This window comes from Actinopolyspora biskrensis (assembly GCF_013408175.1).
GTDB classification, from domain to species: Bacteria; Actinomycetota; Actinomycetes; order Mycobacteriales; family Pseudonocardiaceae; genus Actinopolyspora; species Actinopolyspora biskrensis.
In genome coordinates this window covers 115,245-136,419 of record NZ_JACBYW010000005.1, presented here as the reverse complement: position 1 = coordinate 136,419, position 21,175 = coordinate 115,245, and the positions used below count along the sequence as shown (strand labels likewise).

Here is a 21,175-nt window from a genome sequence, read left to right as displayed (position 1 = left end):
CGTCCTCGCCGCGAGGTCGGTCCGGGCCGGGCACTCACTCCTCCTCTTTACCCGGAGTCGTCTTGGCCACCTGGGTGAGGAACTCGATGTTGGTGCGTGTCTTGCGCAGTCGGTCCTGCACAAGCTCCAGCGCCTGCTGGGAGTCCAGCGCGGCCAGCACCCTGCGCAACTTGTGGTGAACGGCCAGCTCGTCCGAGGACATCAGCAGTTCGTCCTTGCGGGTACTCGAACTGTCGACGTCGACGGCGGGGAACAGCTGCTTGTTCGCCAGCTTGCGGTCGAGCTTGAGCTCGGCGTTGCCGGTTCCCTTGAACTCCTCGAAGATGACCGTGTCCATAGCGGACCCGGTCTCCACCAGCGCGGTGGCGAAGATGGTCAGGGAGCCGCCGTTCTCGATGTTGCGCGCCGCGCCGAGGAAGCGTTTCGGCGGGTACAGCGCCGTGGAGTCGACACCACCGGACAGGATCCGCCCCGATGCGGGAGCGGAAAGGTTGTAGGCCCTGCCGAGGCGTGTGATCGAATCCAGCAGCACCACCACGTCGTGTCCCATCTCGACCAACCGCTTGGCCCGCTCGATGGAAAGCTCGGCCACAGTGGTGTGATCGGACGGCGGACGGTCGAATGTGGATGCGATGACCTCACCCTTGACCGACCGCTGCATGTCGGTGACCTCTTCCGGCCGTTCGTCGGCGAGAACGACCATCAGGTGGCACTCGGGGTTGTTGGTCGTGATCGAGTTGGCGATCGACTGCAGGACCATCGTCTTGCCCGCCTTCGGCGGGGAGACGATCAGGGCGCGCTGTCCCTTCCCGACCGGCATCACGAGGTCGATGACCCGGCTGGTGATGCTCTGGGGCTCGGTTTCCAGGCGCAGCCGCTCGTTCGGGTAGAGCGGCGTCAGCTTGTGGAACTCGGAGCGGCGCTTGGCCGCCTCGGGCTCCAGGCCGTTGATTCCGTCGACCCGCACCAGCGGGTTGAACTTCTGGCGCTGCTGCTCGCCCTCGCGGGGCTGCCGGACGACGCCCTTGATGGCGTCACCGCGCCGCAGCCCGTACTTGCGGACCAGCGACAGGGAGACGTACACATCGTTCGGGCCGGCCAGGTAGCCCGAGGTGCGGACGAACGCGTAGTTCTCCAGCACGTCGAGGATCCCCGCGACCGGAAGCAGCACGTCGTCGTCGCGCACCTCCGGCTCGTTGTCCCCGCGCCCACGGTTGCGCCGCCGGTCCCGGAAACGACGACTGCGCCTGTTGCCGCGCTCGTCGTCGTCCTGCTGCCGCGAGTTGTCTCCACGGCCGTTGTCGTGACGGTTGTCGGGGCGGTTGTCCCTGCGGTTGTCCTGCCGGTCGCCGTTCCCGCCGTCGGTGCGCTCGTTCTTGTCCGAGCCGCCCCTGTCGTTGCGGTCGCCCCGGTCGTCCGAGTGCTGGTCCTGCTGCCCGGAACGTCCCGAGGAGCGGCGGCGCCGGTTCCCACGACGCCCGTCCTCGCCGGAACCGTCGTTGCCCGCACGGCGCGGCCCACGGTTCGGGGACGGGCCGTTCGAACGCTTGTCGGATCCCGGAGTTCCCTCGGTGGCCGGAGCGGAGGATTCCGTGCCGGAAGGTGCCGACTCCGCCTGGGGCTTGCCGGACTTCTCCTTGGTGTCCCTGTTCTTGGCGTTCGCCCCTTTGGTGCTCCGGCCCTTGTTGTTGGTGTTGTCCTGGTCCGCCTGCTGGTCGAGAGTCGGCTGCCGGCTTGCGGACGAGTCCGACTGCTGCGGTGCCGAACTTCCCTGGCGTTCCTTGATTGCGGCGATCAGGTCGCCCTTGCGCAGACCCGCGGTGTCGATCCCCAATTCGCCGGCGAGCTGCCGCAGTTCGGCCAGCACCATGCCCGAGAGGCCGCCCCGACGACGTGTGTTGCCGTTGGCCCCCGAACCGGAAGCTGCCTGTTGCGACGACTCGGACTCCTGCCCGCCGGACGGAGAGACGCCGTTGGCCGTCTCGCTGCTCAACAGATCGGTGTTGCTCACGAATGTCCTTCCTGACCGGATCCGCGCCTCCTACGCGGCCCAGCGGATTCCCCGCTCGTTACGAACACGAGCGGCCTTGTAGTGCTACCGGCCCCTGTATCGAATGAACTCGACGAGGACACCCGGCGCGCGTGGTGTCGGCACCCACTCGAAATCCGGCAGCACCGGGCAGCGGAGGCGCCTGACTCGCGCACCTCTGGTGATATCACCCGTCCACGGCGATGTGACCACCTACCGGAGTGATCATGACCGTGTCCGTCCACCAATCGCTGGTGCGTGCCTCGCTGCCTGATCGTTACCGGACTCACCGAACCGGCCGATGTCGACAAGGCCGACACCGTGCGTCCGGAGCACGGTCCGACACGGTTACCGAGCACGGTGCCCGGGAAAACCGAAGCCTCCACTTTGGTCACCGAGTTATTCGCGAATGCCGTGCGGAACCACAATCCGTAACGCCAGAGCTCCCAGTCCGACACCGGCAACTACCTGAAGTTCGACCCGACGAAGCGAACCCCTTGAGTTGACAACTCCTGACTCGGCCACCGCGATCGGCTACCCGCCGTCCTGCTCTCCATCCGGAGGATGCAGTCGATTCACAGCGAGGGATGCATCCCGGGAGATCTCCCGGGCAAGGCACCGGCGCCGATGCGCCCGGTGACTGATTGACCTTGAGGGTATACGCCGAGTCACTCCGGTGCAACAACCAAGAGCACGACACGCCCACGGGGGAACGTCCCTACTCGGTCACGATCCTGTCGGATCTCCCGTCGAATCGTGGGCCGACCGACGGAAACGAGGGTTCGACAACCACGATGCCGACACCACCTTTATACCACCGGGAGCTCGGCGGACGTTCACCCCCGCCGGGAAGAGCTCACCGACGCCCCCGCAGGGACGGGACCGGCGGCATCCCGGCCAACAGCCCCGCCCGTGCGTACTCGCCGGATCAGTCGAGCTCCCGGACCCGCACACCGAGCCGGTCCACACTCAACCGCGTGACCTCGAAACCCTCCGCGTGAACCTCCCGCGGAGGCTCCCCCGAAGGGGGCAGCGCCAGCACCGTGGGGCCTGCCCCGGAAACGGCGGCGGGCACCCCGGTATTCCTGAGTCGCCGAACGAGTTCGAGCGTCGCCGGCATCGCGGGCTCCCGGTAATCCTGGTGGATCCGGTCCTCGGTCGCCACGTGCAGCAGGTCCGGCCGCGCGGTGAGGGCGTGCACGGCCAGCGCGGAACGCCCGGCCGCGAACACCGCGTCGGCATGCGGAACGTTCGCGGGCAACAGCCCCCTCATCGTATGAGTCTCGGACTCCGAACGGGGGATGAAGACCACCGGAGCCAGTTCCTCGTGCGGCTCCAAACGAACGGCTTCATAACGATTTTCCGTACTGAAGGCAACAGCCAGACCGCCGAACAGACTCGCTGCCACGTTGTCGGCATGGCCCTCCGCGGAGGCGGCCTCCCGAAGGGCCCGTTCGCACGTTTCCCCGGCGCGGACATCGAGACCGGCGAAGCGGTAGGCGGCCGTCACCCCGGCGACGATCGCGGCCGCGGAGGATCCCAACCCCCGCGCGTGCGGTATCGCGTTGGTGCAGCGCACGTCGACCGCGAGCGGAGCGAGCCCCAACCGTTCGAGGGTGCGGTGCAGCACCCGGACCACCAGGTGCCGCTCGTCCTCGGGAACCTCCCCCGCGCCGGGGCCGCTGACGCTGACGCGTGCGCTGCCCGGTTCCTGCCCGTTCCGCGTGATCTCCACCGTGTCGTGGAGCGCGAGCGCCATCCCGAGCGTGTCGAACCCGGAACCGAGGTTCGCGGTGGAAGCGGGGGCCGTGACCTCCACCCGGTTCGGGCCCCGCCCGTTCACGGCGGACTCCGCGGACCGCTCCCCGGCGAGCGGCTCCCGGGTCACGCCAGCTCCAATGCCGTCGCCACGGCTTCGGGATCGACCGGCAGCGGCTGCACCTCGACCATGTCGGCCAGGGCAGTGTCCGGGTCCTTGAGGCCGTGCCCCGTGACGGTGCACACCACGTCGGAGCCGACGGGCAGCTTCCCCTCCGCGGAGGTCGCGAGCAGGCCGGCGATGCTCGCCGCGGAGGCGGGTTCCACGAAGATCCCCTCGCGAGAGGCCAGCAGGCGGTACGCCTCCAGGATCCGTTCGTCGGTCACGGCGGAGAACAAACCTCCCGAGCTCGTCTTGGCCGCGACCGCGCCGTCCCAGGAAGCCGGGCTGCCCACCCTGATGGCCGTGGCCACCGTCTCCGGCTCGGAAACCGGTTCGCCGGAGATCAGCGGGGCCGCACCGGCCGCCTGGAACCCGAACATGGCCGGGGCCCGGTCGGTGTGCCCGTCGGCGAGGTATTCCGAATAACCCGTCCAGTAGGCGGTTATGTTGCCCGCGTTGCCCACGGGCAGGCAGTGCACGTCCGGAGCGGCTCCCAGCGTGTCGCAGATCTCGAAGGCCGCGGTCTTCTGCCCGGCCAGTCGCACCGGGTTCACCGAGTTGACCAGTGTCACCGGGTAGCTCGCCGCGGTCTTGCGCGCCAGTTCGAGGCAGTCGTCGAAGCTGCCCCGCACCTGCAGGATCCGGGCACCGTGCACCACGGCCTGCGCCAGCTTGCCCATCGCGATCTTGCCCTGCGGCACCAGCACAGCGGACCCCATCCCGGCACGGGCCGCGTAGGCGGCGGCCGAAGCCGAGGTGTTCCCGGTCGAGGCGCAGATGACGGCCTGCATCCCCGCGGCCTTCGCGTGGGTCATCGCCACGGTCATACCGCGGTCCTTGAAGGAACCGGTGGGGTTGGCGCCCTCCACCTTCACGTGGACCCGGCACCCGGTCAGCTCGGACAGGTGAGGCGCGAAGACGAGCGGGGTGTTCCCCTCCCGCAGGCTCACCACCTCGGCCCCGTCCGGAACCGCGACCCGATCACGGTAGGCCTCGACGATCCCCGGCCATCCCGCGCCCGAGTGGGCGGGGGCGAGTTGCATTTCCGAGGTCACGACGGTTCCCCTTCCACCCGCATAACACTGACAACCTCGAGCACCGCGGACAGTCCCGCGATCTTCTCCACCGTGTTGCGCAACGCCGCGTCGCTCGCCGTGTGCGTCACCACGACCAGGCTGGCGTCCGCGCCGCGCCCCTGCTGACGCACCACCGAGATGCTCACGTCGTGCTCGTTGAACATCGAGGCCACCTGGGACAGCACTCCCGGCTTGTCCGCGACGTCCAGACTGATGTGGTACCGCGTCGGAGTGCGGTCCATCGAGCGGACCGGCAACTGCGCGTGGGCCGACTCGCGCGGCCCCTTCCCGGAGACCACGACGTTGCGCGCCGCGGCGACGAGGTCGCCCAGCACCGCGCTGGCCGTGGGGGCTCCACCGGCGCCCTGCCCGTAGAACATCAGCTGCCCGGCGGACTCCGCCTCGACGAACACCGCGTTGAACGCACCGGACACCCCGGCCAGCGGGTGGTCCCGCGGGATCATCGCGGGGTGGACGCGCGCGGAGACCGACTCGGAACCGTCCTCGTCGACCACTCGTTCGCAGATCGCGAGCAGCTTGACCCTCCGGTCGAGCGCGCGGGCGGCCTGAATCTCCCCGGCCCCCACCTCGGAGATCCCCTCCCGGTGGACGTCGAAGGCGGTGACCCTGGTGTGGAAGGCCAGCGAGGCGAGGATCGCGGCCTTGGCGGCCGCGTCGAACCCGTCCACGTCGGCCGTCGGGTCCGCTTCGGCGTAACCGAGCTGACCCGCCTCCTCCAGGGTTTCGGCGTAGCCCGCCCCCGTGGAGTCCATCGCGGAGAGGATGTAGTTGCTCGTGCCGTTGACGATGCCCATGACGCGGTTGATGCGGTCGCCCGCCAGCGACTCCCGCAGCGGGCGCAGCAGGGGTATCGCCCCGGCGACGGCGGCCTCGAAGTAGATGTCCGCGCCGTTCGCGTCGGCGGCCGCGTACAGCTCCGAACCGTGCTCGGCCAGCAGGGCCTTGTTGGCCGTCACGACGGACTTGCCCGCGTGCAACGCCCGCGACAGCAGCGAGCGAGCTGGTTCGATACCGCCGATCAGCTCCACGACGACATCGGCGTCACCCTCGACGAGCGACTCCGCGTCGGTGGTCAACAGCTGCTCCGGCACCTCGGGGTGCTTGTGGGGGCGGCGCACCGCCACACCGGTGACGTGCACCGGAGCACCGGTTCGAGCGGCGTACTCGGTGGGGTACTCGTGCAGCAGTCGCAGCACCTCGGTGCCCACCGTGCCGCAGCCCAGCAGCGCCACCCTGATCGGTTCCCGATCCTCGATCACTCACACCTCCAGCCGAAGCAGGTCGTCCTCGGTCTCCCTGCGTAGCAACAACCGCGACTCGTCGGAGCGCACAGCCACGACGGCCGGTTTCGGCAACCGGTTGTAGTTGCTGGCCATGACGTAGCAGTACGCGCCCGTGGTGGCCACGGCCACCAGATCGCCCGGGGCAATATCCTCGGGCATCCAGTTGTCCCGCACCACCACATCGCCGGATTCGCAGTGTTTGCCCACGATGCGGGAGAGCACCCCGGGGCGCTCCCCCTCGCGGGAGACCAGACGGCAGTCGTAAAACGCGTCGTAGAGCGAGGTCCGGATGTTGTCGCTCATCCCGCCGTCGACGCTGACGTAACGCCGCGAGGCCCCGCCGTCCAGCGCGACGTCCTTGATGGTGCCCACTTCGTAGACCGTGACGGTCCCGGGGCCGGCTATCGCCCGCCCCGGTTCCACGGCGATACGCGGCGGGGGGATACCGGCAGTTGCGCACTCCTTGCGCACGATGCCGTTCAGCCTCTCGGCCAACGTCGCGGGCGGCAGCGGATCGTCCTCCTGGGTGTAGGCGATCCCCTGCCCACCTCCGAGATCCACGGTCGTGACCGAGTCGAGGGCGTCCGGGCCGTGCTCCTCCCGCAGTTGGGCCAGCAGACCGATCACCCGATGCGCGGCGAGCTCGAAACCGTCGTCGTCGAAGATCTGCGACCCTATGTGGCTGTGCAGTCCGACCAGCCTCAACGAGCCGGACTTCAGCACCCGCCCCGCTGCCTCGGCCGCGTCCCCGGCGGCCAACGAGAAACCGAACTTCTGGTCCTCGTGCGCCGTGGCGATGAACTCGTGGGTGTGGGCCTCCACCCCGACGGTGGTTCTGATCATGACCGGCTGGGTCACCCCGCGTTCGCTCGCGAGGTGCTCCAGCCGCGCTATCTCGTGGAACGAGTCGAGCACCACCGAACCGACTCCGGCGTCCAGGGCGGCCGCGAGCTCGGCGGTGGACTTGTTGTTGCCGTGCATCGCGATCCGCTCGGGGGGGAACTCCGCGCGCAGGGCGACCTGGAGTTCACCGCCGGTGCAGACGTCCAGGCCGAGACCCTCCTGGTCGATCCACCGGGCGATCTCGGTGCACAGGAACGCCTTCGCCGCGTAGTGCACGGCGGACGGATCGCCGAAGGCGGCCACGTAGTCCCTGCAGCGGGAGCGGAAGTCGTCCTCGTCCAGCACGAACAGCGGGGTGCCGTACCGTTCGGCCAGCTCGCGCACATCGTTGCCCGCGAGCGTGGTCACCCCGTCCGAACGGCGGGCGGCGTTGCGCGGCCACACCTTCGGATGAAGTTGATTGACCTCCTCCACGGAGGACGGGGCTGCGGGCCCGGAAGCCGGTGACGCGGCCGCGTCGGCGGCGTGCCTCGGGCCCGCTGGATGGGCGCGCATGGTGCGCCTCCTCTACATCTGTTCGGGGGCACTGACGCCGAGCAGGGACAAACCGTTGGCGAGCACCTGACGGGTCGCCTCGCACAGCTGCAACCGGGCGATCGTCAACGGCCCGGCCCGGTCGTCACCGGGCTGCAGCACGCGGCAGGAGTCGTAGAACCGGTGGTAGGCGCTGGCCAGGTCCTCCAGGTAGCGGGCGACGCGGTGCGGTTCCCGCAGCTCGGCCGCCGAATGCACGACCCGGGGGAACTCTCCGAGCGTGCGGATCAGGTCGCCCTCCCTGTCGTGCGTGAGCAGCCCCAGGTCGGCCTCGGTGACGCTTCCCCTGTCGATTCCGAGCGAAACGGCGTTGCGCTGCAGGGAGGACAGCCTGGCGTGTGCGTACTGCACGTAGAAGACCGGGTTGTCGTTGGTGTGTTTGCTGATCAGGTCGAGGTCGATGTCCACCGGCGAGTCGACCGAGGAGCGGATCAGCGAGTAGCGCGCCGCGTCGACCCCCACGGCCTCGACCAGGTCCTCCAGCGTCACCACGGTACCAGCGCGCTTGCTCATGCGGACCGGTTCGCCCTCGCGGACGAGGTTGACCAGTTGGCCGATCAGCACTTCCACCGAGTCCGGGTCGTCGCCCATCGCGGCGGCCGCGGCCTTCAACCGTGAGATGTAGCCGTGGTGGTCGGCTCCGAGCATGTACAGGCACAGCTCGAAGCCGCGGTCGCGCTTGTCCTTCAGGTAGGCGATGTCGCCTGCGATGTAGGCCGGGGCGCCGTCGCTCTTGATGACGACCCTGTCCTTGTCGTCACCGAACTCGGAGGAGCGCAGCCACCAGGCGCCCTCGGCCTCGTAGAGGTTGCCCGACTCCTTCAACCGTTCCAGGGACTCGGTGACCGCGCCCGAGTTGTGCAGCGAGTCCTCGTGGAAGAAGACGTCGAAGTCGGTGCGGAACTCGTGCAGGCTGCGCTTGATCTCGTCGAACATCAGCCCCACGCCGGTGCGGCGGAACACCTCGTCGCGCTCGGCCGCCGGGAGTTCGAGCGCGCCGGGTTCGCGGCGGAGGACCTCGGAGGCGATCTCGCCGATGTAGGCCCCTCCGTAGCCGTCCTCGGGAGTCCCCTCCCCCTTGGCGGCGGCCACCAGCGAGCTCACGAACCGGTCGATCTGCGCGCCCGCGTCGTTGAAGTAGTACTCCCTGGTGACTTCGGCCCCCTGGGCCTGCAGCACACGTCCGAGGGCGTCGCCGGCCGCGGCCCACCGGCTCCCGCCGAGGTGGATCGGCCCGGTGGGGTTGGCCGACACGAACTCGAGGTTCACCCGCAGGTCCTGGTAGAGGTCACCGGATCCGAAGGTCTCGCCCCTGGTGAGCACGTCCCGGACGATGGCGCCCTGCGCGTCCGCTGCCAGCCGCAGGTTCAGGAAACCGGGCCCGGCCACCTCGGCCGAGTGGATCTCGTCGCGCTGCGCGAGCGATTCGGCCAGCCAGCCGGCCAGCTCGCGCGGTGCCACTCCGGCCCGCTTCCCGACCTGCATGGCCAGGTTGGTGGCGTAGTCGCCGTGTTCCGGGTTCCGGGGTCGCTCGACCGTGACGTTCTCCGGCAGCACCGAGGTGTCCACCCCTCGGGCGGACAGCACGTCTACGGCGGTCGTTCGGACGAGTTCGGCAAGCGCTGCTGGTGTCACCCGATGAAGTCTAAAAAAGCAATCCCGCTGGTTATCCAGCGGGTGCCGCACGAAGAACTCACACGCCCCCGCGACCGGACCGTTTCCCAGAATTCGAGAAAACGCTCACCTTTTTCCTCGGAAACGACCGGGAACACCCCGAGCGAAGCCGCCCCTACCCGAGAACTACCCCGCGGCGTTCCCACCCCGAGCAGCGCCCGCACCGGGGGGTGGCCCCGCGCCCCTCACCGCCGCGCGCCGCGATCACCCCCGCCGCACGGGTCGAACCGGGCGTGGGTTAGGCTGTAGTCAGTTCAACAGAAGAGCCCTCGTAGCTCAGCGGATAGAGCACCGCCCTCCGGAGGCGGGTGTCGCAGGTTCGAGTCCTGCCGAGGGCACCCAGATCAAGCCGTGTGCCACACCTACGAAGATTCCTCGTGGGGCACGTTCGGGGCACACGCGGCTTCATCCATCCGATCGGCGATCTCGTTGAGTCGGTCCGGGAACAGGTGCCCGTAGAGGTCGAGCGTCATCGTGGCGGTCTCGTGCCCGAGCATCTGTTGGACGAGTTTCACGTCCGCGCCGGAGGCGATCGCCGACGATGCCGCGGTGTGCCTGAGCTCGTGCGGGTGGAATCCCTCCGGTCCGACATCGCGAACGGCGGCGTCGAAAACCGCACGGCGGAAGTTGCGCACCCTCAGGACCCCACCCTGCGGAGCCGTGAACAGCAGGGCCTCCGAGGAACGGCCGTTGACCCGGCTCGCCAACTCCTCGACCAGGAAGCGCGGCAGCGGCACCGAACGGCGTTCGCGCGTCTTGGGTCTCCCCGCACGATGAGTCCGCAGGAGCCGCACCGGTCCACCAGCTTCGCCACCTGCGAGTGATCGAGGTAACGGTGATCCGTCCCAGCCGGTCGAGGTAATCGCACGCCCTCAGCGGGATTCGACGTCAACCGAGCGTCCCGCACCGCCCACGCCAAGACCTGCGAGAACACCCGGTGGACCTTCACCACCGACGCGGGCGAGCACGACCGCGCCAAGGCCGACACCCACTGCCGCACGTCGGCGTGCTTGATCGAGGTGAGGTAGACGTGGCCCCACTTCGGCAGGATGTGCGTGTTGACCGCGACCTCGTGGCGGGCGCACGTCGAGGCCGCCAGGTGTGCTCCAGTCGCCGAGCACTTCGATCGAGTCGGTTTCGTCGATGCCGAGTTCGGCCAGGTGCGCGCCGCGTTGGTGCTCGGCCCGCACGTGGCGGAGTTCGGTGAAGGTGGTGGAGCAGTACTTGGACCTGGGCAGGAAGTGCCCGCCGGAGCCGAGCACGTGCACCCGCCGTTCAGGCGCTACGAAGCCGGTGAACGGCAGCCGATCCCCTCGGCTGCCGTAGCGATCGCGAACGCTCTCGACGTCTCGGTCGCCGAACCGGCGGGCAACACCGCCGACCGGTTGGATCTGTCCGGCGACTGGTCGGCTTCATGGCAGACCTCGAAGGCGGGCGGAGAAGTCAACGACACCACCGAAGCCCGCGCCGCACTCCACACACGCCGAGGTCTGGTCAGCACCGTCGTCGAACGGACCAGGCAGGAACACGAATACGAACTCGCCTGTGTCACCGCCCTTCCGATCGTTGACGGCGACGAGCACGCGCAGTGCTGGTGTTCAGCATTTCTCTACAGGATCGAGGGGCGGCCCCTCCGGGTCCGCTCCGAGCGAGGAGGAAAATACCGACCGGACGGTATGCAGGTCGATGGACGGTGCCTAAACTCGTGCCGTCTGCGTGCAGTACGAGCATCCAACTACCAAAGGGAGTCACCGATGGCAGTCGAGCCCTCAGGATCCGACCTCAGAAGTATGTTGAACGAGCTTCCGGATGGCCCAATCGTGATGCTCAACCTGTTGAGGTTCGCCTCGGACGGCCGCTCCTTGTACAACCAGTACACGCAGAAGGCGAGACCCTTGCTCCAGCGGTACGGGGGCGAGCTCCTCTACGCGGGCGACGGGACGACGCCCTTGGTGGCCGAGGAAGGGCAGGACTGGGACGCAGTTCTGCTCGTCCGGTACCCCGACCGCGAGGCGTTCACCCGCATGGTCGCAGACCCGGAATACCAGGAGATCGCGAGTCTGCGCGCCCGGGCGCTTGCCGAGGCCGTCCTTCAGCCGACTCTCGCCTGGGGCGCCCGCAGTTCGTAGCACTGCCCCGCAACCGGTCACGAACCAGAAGTCCTCGCCGGACGGGCAGGTCGCCGGGATGGCGAAAAGGTTCCTCTCCGGTGGGGGCGCATCTGGGGACACAAGGCCGAGAAACAGCGGCAACCCACGTCAAACGACGTCAACGAAAATCCGTCCTGACCTGCGCGGAATCCGGATCGTTCCAGGGCAGCGCGATGTCTGAAACACCCTCCGGAGGCGGGTGTCGCAGGTTCGGGTCCTGCCGAGGGCGCCGAAAAATCCTCGGACGTTTTCCCGAGGACCGTGGCGGTCCTCGATCTCCACGAGCTCGTCCCGATGCGTGTCACGGTCCGCCTCGGACGTGAGAGCGACGAGAAGCACCGGCGCGATGGCCGGACCGCGAATCGGGCAACTCGCCGGAACAGCCCCTCCAGGGGAATGCTGGTGTCGTGACAGCGGCGGCCTGATCATCGGCCCCGCCCCTCCGCTGCGAGCCCCCGGACTACGCCCGGGGTGTGCCGTCCCAGCGCCACGTGGTGAGCCGAGGGCGCCCGGAGAGTTCGGCCCGCCCCGTGGCCCACAGCAAAGTGCTCCACGGATCCGTGTGCTCCGGTGCGTGTGGAAACAGCCGGGCGAGCGCTCGTGAGCACAGGTCGGCGGGCGGGCTCCAGACGAGCCCGAGACCTTGCGCCAGGTCATGCGTGTGCACCAGGGTTTCCACGATGCCCATCGCGGCGAAGCCCTCGGGGTCCGAGACGCCGAAGACGTGGTAGGCACGGACCTGCGGAGGTGTCGTGCGCACCATGGCGACAAGCAGCGCACCACTCGCCTCCAGCACCTGCAACAGGCCGGCGGGCCCTGCCGCCCGGTCCGCGTGAACGGTCTTTTCCGGGCCGCCGGGACGGCGGCTCTCCAGAGCGAAGGGCACCTCACCGTCCTGTGGCGGTGTTCGGGGCCCCAGTTGGACGGCGTATGCGAACAGGTCGTCGCTGAGGTGCTCGACGGTCTCCCAGCAGTCCCATTCCAGGGAACCGGCCTTGTTTCCCCAGAGCTCCGAGTCCGCTCCGCGCAGCACGTCCCCGGCGAGACGCAGGGCGCGGTCGAGGTCGTCCGCGGTGATGGGCGAGGCGGGTGATTCGCTCTCGGCTGATCGTGACATGACAGGACCGTACCGACAGCGGAGCGGACCCCACCATCCCGTGAGGGCGGGCGGAGAACCCCGGCGAACCTGGGCGGTCACGCCGCTGGACGTGAAGAAGTCTCACCCGACACCACGGGGCGAACCACCGGCCGCAGCGGGAGTCCCGTAACTAGCTCGGAGACGTCTCGGACTTCTCGAGGTCCTGCACGGAACGGGAGAGCAGGCAGAACTCGTTTCCCTCCGGGTCGGCGAGCACCACCCAGGTCACGTCGGACGCCTGACCGACGTCCACACGCCGAGCTCCCAGTCCGACCAGCCGTTCGAGCTCGTCCGCCGTGGAGACGCCGTCAGCGCGCAAATCGAGGTGCAGGCGGTTCTTGCCCGCTTTGTGCTCGGGTACCGGGAAGACGTCGACCTGTGGCCACGCACCGCTCGACGGCCCGATCGTGATCCCCTCGGCGGACTCCTCGACGATCCCCCAATCGAGCACCCGGCACCAGAAGTCGGCGACCACCGCGGGCTCGACGGCGTCGATGGCGAGGACGGCTATGCGGCTCGGCATGCGGGAAGTATCACCCACGCAGGAGGAGTGATCAAGGCGACCGCGCGCCACGACCAGCGCGCACCGAGGCTAGGCGGACAGCTCGAGAGCCATCAGCACGTCGTCCACGAAGAGCCCCTGCACGTGGAACTCGCCGCGACGTCGGATTTCCGCCGGCACGGCAGCCCCCTCCGGGCGACGCTGAACACATGACGACGACAGCTCGTTTCCAGGTTCGCCCCCTCGACCCCGCCGTGCTGAACGAACTGCGCGAGCGCGACGACGCGGGACGAGTCCCCCGCGTGGTGACCGAGACGCAGGAGCGCGGAGCGCCCCTGCGTTGCTGCCTACGCCGTGGCCGCCCCGGCGAGCGGATCGCGTTGCTCTCGTACGCACCGCTGCGCAGGTGGTCCCGCGCAACCGGAGCCGACGTCGGGGCCTACGACGAGGTCGGTCCCGTGTTCGTCCACGCCGAACCGTGCGATGGCCCCGACCGCGCACCGTGGCCCGAGGAACTGCGGGGCGACCGCCGAGTACTCCGGGCCTACTCGGAAGGGGGTCGAATACTCGGTGGGCGCCTGCTGGACACGCGCGAACGGACACAGCTGGCGGAACGCACCGCCGACGAGCTGCTGGCGGACCCCGCGGTCGCCCTCGTGCACGTTCGCGCGGTGGAGTTCGGCTGCTTCCTGTTCGAGGTGCGGCGCGTCGGCAGCTGAGCGCTTCGGCAGCCGAAGCGGGTTTCCCACCGGTAGGGGACGAGCGCAGCAGCGGAGGGCCTCGCCCCTCGTTCGACCTCCTCGCCCCGCGCGGCAGTCACCACTTGTAGGGCAGGAACTTGCCGTCGAGCACGATCCGGACGCGCGGCCCCTCCTCGGTCTCCTGCCGCTGGACGTCGAGGTTGAACGTGATCGCGCTCATGATCCCGTCACCGAAGTCCTCGTTGATCAGCTCCTTGATGGTGGTGCCGTACACCTGGAGCGCCTCGTAGATGCGGTAGATCGTCGGGTCGGTCGGCGGGACCGACTCCAGCGACCCCCGGTGGGGGATCTCCGCGAGTACCGGAACCACCTCCTCGGGGAACTCGAGCAGCTCCCTGAGTTGTTCGGCCTGCCGGGCGTCCAGCGGGTGCTGCCCGAGCAGCGCCGCTGTCAGCCAGGCCCTGTCCACCCCCAGGCGCTCGGCGAGATCGGTGTAGCCGGACCCCTTCCTCCGCCTGGCCTCGCGAACCAGCTCCGTCGCCTCCGACCTGTTCATCGACCGGCTCCTCCCCCGTTGATCCTCGACCGACGCCGTTCCGGGCGAACCCGCACTCCGGTGCTTACCCGTGAACGGGACGATCGACACCGGACGAGGCCCGTCGAACTCGGCCGTGACCCGTTCCCCTCGCCGCTACCGCCGCAGCTCCCGCGTCAACATCGGCCAGGAGCGGTGCAGCGCGCGCTCCCAGTAGGGCCAGCTGTGCGTACCGGGTCCGTAGAAGTCCGTGGTAACCGGAATCCCCGCGCCGCGCAGCCTGCCCACGAAGGCCTTCGACGTGTGCAGCGCGGCCGGTTCCAGCACGTCGATACCGGAGCCGCTGTCCAGCGGCCCGCTCAACCCGTTCCCGCCGGAGACGTAAAGGCTCGTCCCCCTGAGCTCGGTCACGTTGTCATGGGGGTTGTGCGCGCGCCACAGCTCGGGAGTGACCCGCTCGTCGCCCCAGAGCGCCCTCCAGTCGTGGAACCCCTCGCGGATGAGGATCCCCTTGACCACTGCCGGCACGAGCGGCCCCATCGTGTGCAGCACCCCGCTGTAGGAAGCCGCCGCCTCGAACATGTCCGGATGCCGGAAGGAGTAGTGCATCGCCCCGAATCCCCCGATGGACACCCCGGCCACCGCACGCCGCTCACCGGCGCGGTAGTTCCGTTCGAGCAGCTGCCTGACCTCGGTGAGGTGGAAGGCCTCCCAGTCCGGTATGTCGACCATCCCGTAGTTGTGCCACGCGCTGTACATCCCCGCGGGCCCGTCGCTGGGCATGACGACCATCACCTCCTCGTCCGCGGTGAACTCGCGGACATCGGTGAACCTGGTCCACGACTCGTAATCGGCCGGTTCGCAGCAGCCGTGCAGCAGGTACACGACCGGCCACTCGCGCAGGGGCTGACTCTCCCAGCCCGGTGGGAGAAGCACGCGCACCATCCCGGTCCGCCCCAGCGAAGGAGAGTCGATGGCCAGGTCCAGCGTCCGCTTGTCCACCCTGGTCCGCGCGGTTATCCGCGCGCCGTTGTCGGCGGTCCGGTCGGCCCAGTAGTCCCCGGAGAGATCGGGAAAGGCGTGCCCCGCCCACGGCCCCCGCGCGGATGCCGCGACTCCCTGGGCGGAGAAGTGAAAGGCCGGTAGCAGCAGCACCACGAGCAGCACTCTCCCGAGCCCGGACAGCACTCTTCTCAACAGCAAGACCGATCACCACTTCCGCGAACGAACGCACGACCCCGGGACGAACATCAATCACCCCGCCGGGCACGAGTGACTTCCGTGTCCCGCGCTTCGGGTGCGCCCGCTCCCCGCGCGGAGGCGCTCGGGCGCAGCACTGACAGCGCGAGCACGGCCCCGACCACCTGGAGCGCGGCGGCCACCGCGACACCGCGGGCGTAGCCGGTCGCGAGCGCTTCGGGGCGCGCGAGACCGGTGGCGACCTCCCGCGCGTGAGCCGTCGAGACGACCAGACCGATCAACGCGACCCCGAGGGCTGAGGAGACCTCGCGCGCGGCCGTGAGCACTCCGGAAGCCGTCCCGGCCTCGGACTCCCCCGACTCCTCCAGGGCGTGGGAGGTGAGCGGGGCCGTGAAGGCCGAGCCCGCTCCGACCAGCAGCAGCACCGGGATCCGCGGCGCCAGAGCCGGGACGTGGTTGACGGCCGCGAGGCCGAACAACCCCGCCGCCACGGCCCCGAGACCGCCCGCGACCACGCGGGGCGTTCCGAACGCGCGGATCAGCGGCCCCACGAACGGGGTGGCCGCCACGACACCGAGCGCCACGGCCACCAGCGGGAGTCCGGCCGTGTCCGGGCTAAGCCCCAGATATCGCTGATGCAGCAGCGGGGTGAAGAACACCACTCCGCTCGCCCCCAGCCCCCACAGCAGCAGCAGGACGTTCACCCCGCGAAAGACCCGGTTCCGCCACAGCCGGCCCGGGAGCAGCGGGGCGGTGCTGCGCCGTTCGCCGAGCAGGAAACCGAGCAGCACCGCCCCGCCCAGCACCCCCAGCGGCACCGCCCACGAGAGGCCCCCGGGCCGTTCGGCAGCGGTCACCAGGGCCGCCGTCAACATCGTGAGACCTACCGTCACCGCCAGCGCCGCGCTGAGCCGCACCGGGGCGCTCCGGCGCTCTCCGGGGGAAACACCCCTCAGGAGGACCAGCAACGCCGCGGGAACCACGAACGGGACGTTGCCGTGGAAGATCCAGCTCCAGTGCGAGTACCGCGCGACGACACCTCCCAGCCAGGGGCCCAGCGCCAGCGCCGCGGCCAGCGCGGCCGTCCACGTCGCTGCCGCGGTCGCCCGCCACCCTCCGGACAGTTCGGTGCGGAGCAGGCGCAGCGTCCCCGGAACGATGAAGGCGGCCGCGGTCCCCTGCACCACCCGTCCGACCAGCAGCAGCGAAGCGTTCCACGCCGCACCGCAGAGCACGGCCCCGGAAGCGAACAGGACGAATCCGGCGAGCAGGGCGCGTCCCCCCACCCGGTCCAGAACCGTTCCCGCCACGAGTACCAGCCCCGCGTACGGAAGCATGTAGGCGATGCTCACCCACTGGAGGGCGGCCACCCCCACACCGAGGTCGCGACCTATGGAGGGAACGACCGCCGCGACGACCGTGTTGTCCAGCGCGGTGACGAAGCCGACGGACGCCACGACGATCAGGATGACGGCGGGATGCCGCGAAGGGCCGCGTCCGGGCGGGTGTGTTCCGTTCATGCCGGATCGGAGCTCCGCTCGACTCCGGGACCACGTCGCTCCCGGCCCCGCTGTTCCGGAGGACGAGTCGCTCCGCCGCGCTTCCGGGGAAGCGGACCGGAAAGCGGGAGCACTCCACCGGGGAGGGTGAACGAGAACCGCCCGGAAAAGACCACGGAATTTCCACCCGTCCTCGACGCGAAAAACGGCCGACTTCATCCCCCGAAAAGCATTGGCGCGTTAAACTACTGCGCCCGCCCCCCGAGCACAAGAACGAAAATTCGAACGTCGTCTCGTTCATAAACCCGCTCACAAAACGCGGGACCGAACGACTCACCGCACTGCGCGGAAACGGCCGTCCGAGCACGGAGCGACCACGCTCACCGATGCCGACCGATTTCCTCCCCTGCCACGTCCTCCGGTGGCACTCGCCGATCTCCCGGTGGCACTCGCAGAGCACGGTGTCCGCCCTCGGTTCCGCGCAGCCCCCCGGAAGCGAGCTCGCCCGCGGGAGAACCGGCCCCGCGCCGAAACGCGTCCCTCACTTCGTTGACAAACCGGGGAGGTCGACCTCTGAACACGGCGAGCAATTCCCCGACCCGTTTCCGGAAAAAACGGCCCCCGAAAGCCGATACACACTTTTGGAGTATTGAGCGGCACGACTCGCCCCCGGAGGCTGATCCCCCACGAAGAACCGGGCGACGAAAACCCGCCGAGGGCGGAAATCCGTCGTTCCTCCGCTCGACAGGAGTGATCATGAATCGATCGAAGCGCGTTTTACGTGGGCTCGTGGCCGGTGTCGGCGCACTGGCTCTGGCCACGATCACGGGGGCCGGCGCGGCGGGAGCCACCTCCGCGGAAGTGGCCGGGGAGACCGGGCCGCGGCAGGACGATTTCCTGTCCGCTTTCTTCTACTCGCAACAGCACCCGAACGCCGTTCCCCCCGGGGCCAACGACTTCTCGTGCGCACCGGGTCCCGCACGTCCCGACCCGGTCGTCCTGGTGCACGGAACCTTCGAGAACCGCTACGACAACTGGGCCGGACTCGCGCCGGAACTCTCCGAACGCGGGTACTGCGTGTTCGCGCTGAACTACGGTGGCGAGGCGGGCAACCCGATCCGGGGAACGGAGGACATCACGGGGTCCGCGCGGGAACTGAGCGGATTCGTGGACCGGGTTCTGGAAGCCACCGGCGCGAGCGAGGTGGACCTGGTCGGGCACTCCCAGGGCGGGATGATGCCGCGGTACTACCTGAAGAACCTCGGTGGTGCCCCGAAGGTCGACTCGCTGATCGGACTCGTCCCGTCGAACCACGGCACCACCCTGCACGGGCTCGACAAGCTGGGATCCTTCCTTCCCGAGGGGACACCACCGTGCGCCTCGTGCACCCAGCAGCTCAAGGACTCCGACTTCATCACGGAACTCAACTCGGGCGGCGAGACCGATCCCACCGTGGAGTACACCAACATCGCGACCGAGTACGACGAGGTGGTCACCCCGCACACCTCGTCCTTCCTCGAGGAAGCCCCCAACGTCACCAACCGGACCCTGCAGGACTTCTGCCCGGCTGACCTGACCGAACACGTGGGCATCTCCTACAACTCAGCCGCTCAGCAACTGGTGCTCAACGCGCTGAACCCGGATGAGGCCGAACGGCCCGAGTGCTGACCCGCCCGTTGCAGTGCTCATCCGATGTCGGGGTCTCCCGCTCCCGCGGCGGCGGGAGACCCCGCTCAACCCCATGTCCCGGGAACCGGGAGGAGGGCGGAGTCGTGCCGGGTGGGCGGGCCCCGCGCTGCCGGGGAGCCCGCTCACTGCCCGGGGGGAAGCAACGCTCCCGCGCCGAGCAGTTCCCTCAGTTCGGAGGAGGAGACAGCACGGGAGAACAACCACCCCTGGTAGGTCCGCACCCCCATGCCGCGCAGTGCCTCGAACTGCTCGACGGTTTCCACTCCCTCGGCCGTGCAGGTGCAGCCGAGCGCCTCGGCGAGGTCCGCGATGGCCTTGACCACGGAGAGCCCGGAAGGATTCGTGATCTCCGCCACGAAGCTCCGGTCGATCTTGATGACTCCGATGGGGAACTCCTTCAGCCGGTCCAGGGACGAGTAGCCAGTGCCGAAGTCGTCCAGCGCGAACCGCGCCCCGTTCCCCGTCACCTCGTGCATCGCCTCGGCTCCCCGGTCCGTGATGTTGATCAGCGAAGTCTCCACCAGCTCGATGACGATGCGTTCCCAGTCGACCCCGGTCTCCGCGACGGCGGATCCGAGCACCTCCACGAAATCACGGTCAGCCGGGGAGAGCTCCCCCAGGTTGAACGTGACCACGGGTCTTCCGTCCTCCCCCACGGGCCAGGTCGCCGCGTCGCGCATCGCCGAGCGCAGCACGCAGAGGTCCAGATCACGTATCAGGTCCCCCCGTGCGGCCACGGGCAGGAAGCGCCCCGGCAGGAGCAGGCCGAGTTCGGGATGATCCCAGCGCACCAGCGCCTCGGCCGCGAGGATCCTTCCGGTTTCGTCCAGGATCGGCTGGTAGTGCAGGGTCAACTCCTCGGCCTCGATGGCCGAACGCAGTTCGCTCTCCAGCTGGAGCTGGCGGTCCATCGAGGTGATGAGCTCGGGGTCGGCTACCGCTACCCGGTTCTTCCCGCCCGACTTCGCGTCCATCACCGCCGCGCTCGCGGAGCGCAGCAGGTCCTCGACGGTGGTGTTGCTCTCCGCGACGGCAGCCCCTACGGAGGCCGAGACCTGGATCGGCGGATGTCCGCGCAGGTAGACGGGCTTGTGGAACAGCTCGAGCACGAACGTGGCCATCCGGTCGACACCGCCCGCTGCGACGACGTCGGGACACACGATCAGGTATTCGTCCGCCGCCATCCGGCCGACCAGCCATTCCTCGGGCAGATCGTTGCGCAGCCGCTTTGCCATCTCGACGAGGAGATCGTCCCCGGCCTTCAGCCCGAGGGACTCGTTGATCCGGCGGAAGTTCGTGATGTCGCAGTAGAGCATCGCGAACCGGTCCATATCGGTATCGGCCAGCCACTGGGTGACCGCGCTCCGGTTCGGCAGCCCCGTCAGCTCGTCGTGCGTCGCCCAGTAGCGCCACTCCTCGACCGTCCGGTGACGCTCGGTGACGTCCTGGAAGATCACCAACCAGAACTCCTCCCCGTCGGAACGCACCGACTTGGCCATGTGCAGCTCGCAGATGACCCGTGTGCCGTCCGCGCGGATCAGCGGCCACTCCTGGACGCTTTCCCGGTCCGGGAAAATCCCGTCCCGGAAGCTCTCCCGCAGCCCCTCCCCTCCCGGGGTGTCCGGATGGACCATGTTCGTCAAGTGCGTACCGCGAATCTCGGCAGGCTCGTAACCGAGCAGCTCGCACAGCGCGTGGTTGGTGTCGAGCGCGTAGCCGTACCGGTCGAACACGCCTATGCCCACCGGGGCGATGCCGAACAGGTCGCGGAACTGCCGCAGCGAGCTTTCCAGCCGGGAGTGCAGTTCCGTGTCGTCCCTGGTGACCCGCACGAAGCCACGCAGCTCTCCGCCGCTGGACCACAGCGCGGTCGTGACCACATTGGCCCAGAACCGGGTTCCGTCCTTGCGGATCCTCCACCCCTCGTCGACGCAGCTGCCCCGTTGCACGGCCCTGTGGAGCAGCTCCTGCGGTTCCCCCGCGGCCACCTGCTCGGTCGTGTAGAAGACCGAGATGTTCTCGCCGACCACCTCCGCGGCGGAAGCCCCCGTTATCCGCTCGGCACCGGGGTTCCAGCTCGAAACCACTCCGTCCGGGTCGAGGGTGTACACGGCGTATTCCCGCAGCGAGGCGACGAGTTTTCCTACGAGCTCCTCCTCGTCCGCTCCCACCCCACGTCGATCCTGCTCACCGCTCATGTACCTGCTCCGGCTACAGAGTCGCGATCGGCTCGTCTTCCCGGCCGACTCCCCTTCCGAAGCGGTGGGCCCCGCACCCGGACAACGACCCCACCCCTCCGGTGACGAACGCCCCCGCCCGG

At 69.0% G+C, this 21,175-nt stretch carries 17 protein-coding genes, 1 tRNA gene and 1 pseudogene; 5 read left to right on the top strand and 14 right to left on the bottom strand.

Annotated features, from left to right (window positions below):
* Positions 1 to 34: 34 nt before the first annotated feature.
* The 6 genes from rho to argS form a co-directional block, all read right to left on the bottom strand.
* Positions 35 to 2,011: a transcription termination factor Rho gene (gene rho / locus FHR84_RS14040; protein WP_179535974.1), complete on the bottom strand. Its 1,977-nt coding sequence runs from the start codon at positions 2,009 to 2,011 to the stop codon at positions 35 to 37.
* Between the two features lie 946 nt (positions 2,012 to 2,957).
* The gene (thrB, locus tag FHR84_RS14035) at positions 2,958 to 3,917 is read right to left on the bottom strand and encodes a homoserine kinase (RefSeq protein WP_343075277.1); all 960 of its coding nucleotides are present in this window, start codon (positions 3,915 to 3,917) and stop codon (positions 2,958 to 2,960) included.
* A complete protein-coding gene (thrC, locus tag FHR84_RS14030; protein ID WP_179536243.1) occupies positions 3,914 to 4,993 on the bottom strand; it encodes a threonine synthase in 1,080 nt (359 codons plus the stop codon). Before thrC ends, thrB begins: the two co-directional genes overlap by 4 nt.
* An 8-nt stretch (positions 4,994 to 5,001) precedes the next feature.
* Positions 5,002 to 6,306: a homoserine dehydrogenase gene (locus FHR84_RS14025; RefSeq protein WP_179535973.1), complete on the bottom strand. Its 1,305-nt coding sequence runs from the start codon at positions 6,304 to 6,306 to the stop codon at positions 5,002 to 5,004.
* Entirely contained in the window at positions 6,307 to 7,728 is a 1,422-nt protein-coding gene (lysA, locus tag FHR84_RS14020; RefSeq protein ID WP_179535972.1) for a diaminopimelate decarboxylase, read from the bottom strand. It abuts the gene before it with no gap.
* Between the two features lie 12 nt (positions 7,729 to 7,740).
* The gene (gene argS, locus FHR84_RS14015) at positions 7,741 to 9,402 is read right to left on the bottom strand and encodes an arginine--tRNA ligase (protein ID WP_179535971.1); all 1,662 of its coding nucleotides are present in this window, start codon (positions 9,400 to 9,402) and stop codon (positions 7,741 to 7,743) included.
* 304 nt (positions 9,403 to 9,706) lie between these two features.
* Between argS and FHR84_RS14010 the strand changes: the two genes are divergently transcribed.
* Positions 9,707 to 9,779: transfer RNA gene (locus FHR84_RS14010), tRNA-Arg, on the top strand.
* 24 nt (positions 9,780 to 9,803) lie between these two features.
* Here FHR84_RS14010 and FHR84_RS22040 read toward each other — a convergent pair.
* Together FHR84_RS22040 and FHR84_RS23570 are read right to left on the bottom strand one after the other, a co-directional pair.
* Positions 9,804 to 10,178 carry a tyrosine-type recombinase/integrase gene (locus tag FHR84_RS22040; RefSeq protein ID WP_218862894.1) on the bottom strand — a complete coding sequence of 125 codons (375 nt, stop codon included), beginning with the start codon at positions 10,176 to 10,178 and terminating at the stop codon, positions 9,804 to 9,806.
* Between the two features lie 135 nt (positions 10,179 to 10,313).
* On the bottom strand, positions 10,314 to 10,703 hold the full coding sequence (locus FHR84_RS23570; protein WP_484456047.1) for a replication initiator: 390 nt from the start codon (positions 10,701 to 10,703) through the stop codon (positions 10,314 to 10,316).
* On the opposite strand from FHR84_RS23570, the pseudogene cutA reads away from it, so the two are divergent.
* Positions 10,602 to 11,027, top strand: a pseudogene (gene cutA / locus FHR84_RS23290) (divalent cation tolerance protein CutA); the annotation flags it as partial. The gene FHR84_RS23570 and the pseudogene cutA overlap by 102 nt on opposite strands.
* 168 nt (positions 11,028 to 11,195) lie before the next feature.
* The gene (locus tag FHR84_RS23285) at positions 11,196 to 11,570 is read left to right on the top strand and encodes a DUF1330 domain-containing protein (RefSeq protein WP_343075297.1); all 375 of its coding nucleotides are present in this window, start codon (positions 11,196 to 11,198) and stop codon (positions 11,568 to 11,570) included.
* A 481-nt stretch (positions 11,571 to 12,051) separates the two neighbouring features.
* Here FHR84_RS23285 and FHR84_RS13995 read toward each other — a convergent pair whose 3' ends face one another.
* Complete coding sequence (locus FHR84_RS13995) at positions 12,052 to 12,708, bottom strand: maleylpyruvate isomerase N-terminal domain-containing protein (protein ID WP_179535969.1); 657 nt, start codon at positions 12,706 to 12,708, stop codon at positions 12,052 to 12,054.
* A 151-nt stretch (positions 12,709 to 12,859) separates the two neighbouring features.
* Complete coding sequence (locus FHR84_RS13990) at positions 12,860 to 13,252, bottom strand: VOC family protein (RefSeq protein ID WP_179535968.1); 393 nt, start codon at positions 13,250 to 13,252, stop codon at positions 12,860 to 12,862.
* A gap of 188 nt (positions 13,253 to 13,440) precedes the next feature.
* On the opposite strand from FHR84_RS13990, the gene FHR84_RS13985 reads away from it, so the two are divergent.
* A complete protein-coding gene (locus tag FHR84_RS13985; RefSeq protein WP_179535967.1) occupies positions 13,441 to 13,950 on the top strand; it encodes a DUF1203 domain-containing protein in 510 nt (169 codons plus the stop codon).
* A 97-nt stretch (positions 13,951 to 14,047) separates the two neighbouring features.
* Here FHR84_RS13985 and cynS read toward each other — a convergent pair whose 3' ends face one another.
* From cynS to FHR84_RS13970, 3 genes are all read right to left on the bottom strand, one after another.
* Positions 14,048 to 14,488, bottom strand: a complete 441-nt coding sequence (gene cynS / locus FHR84_RS13980; protein WP_179535966.1) for a cyanase — start codon at positions 14,486 to 14,488, stop codon at positions 14,048 to 14,050.
* A gap of 135 nt (positions 14,489 to 14,623) precedes the next feature.
* The gene (locus FHR84_RS13975) at positions 14,624 to 15,670 is read right to left on the bottom strand and encodes an alpha/beta hydrolase (protein ID WP_218862893.1); all 1,047 of its coding nucleotides are present in this window, start codon (positions 15,668 to 15,670) and stop codon (positions 14,624 to 14,626) included.
* Between the two features lie 47 nt (positions 15,671 to 15,717).
* Complete coding sequence (locus FHR84_RS13970) at positions 15,718 to 17,187, bottom strand: MFS transporter (RefSeq protein WP_179535965.1); 1,470 nt, start codon at positions 17,185 to 17,187, stop codon at positions 15,718 to 15,720.
* 735 nt (positions 17,188 to 17,922) lie between these two features.
* Here FHR84_RS13970 and FHR84_RS13965 point away from each other — a divergent pair.
* Positions 17,923 to 18,834: an esterase/lipase family protein gene (locus FHR84_RS13965; protein WP_179535964.1), complete on the top strand. Its 912-nt coding sequence runs from the start codon at positions 17,923 to 17,925 to the stop codon at positions 18,832 to 18,834.
* 143 nt (positions 18,835 to 18,977) lie between these two features.
* Here the strand turns inward: FHR84_RS13965 and FHR84_RS13960 are convergent, their stop codons facing one another.
* Positions 18,978 to 21,053, bottom strand: a complete 2,076-nt coding sequence (locus FHR84_RS13960; protein ID WP_179535963.1) for a putative bifunctional diguanylate cyclase/phosphodiesterase — start codon at positions 21,051 to 21,053, stop codon at positions 18,978 to 18,980.
* Between the last annotated feature and the right edge of the window lie 122 nt (positions 21,054 to 21,175).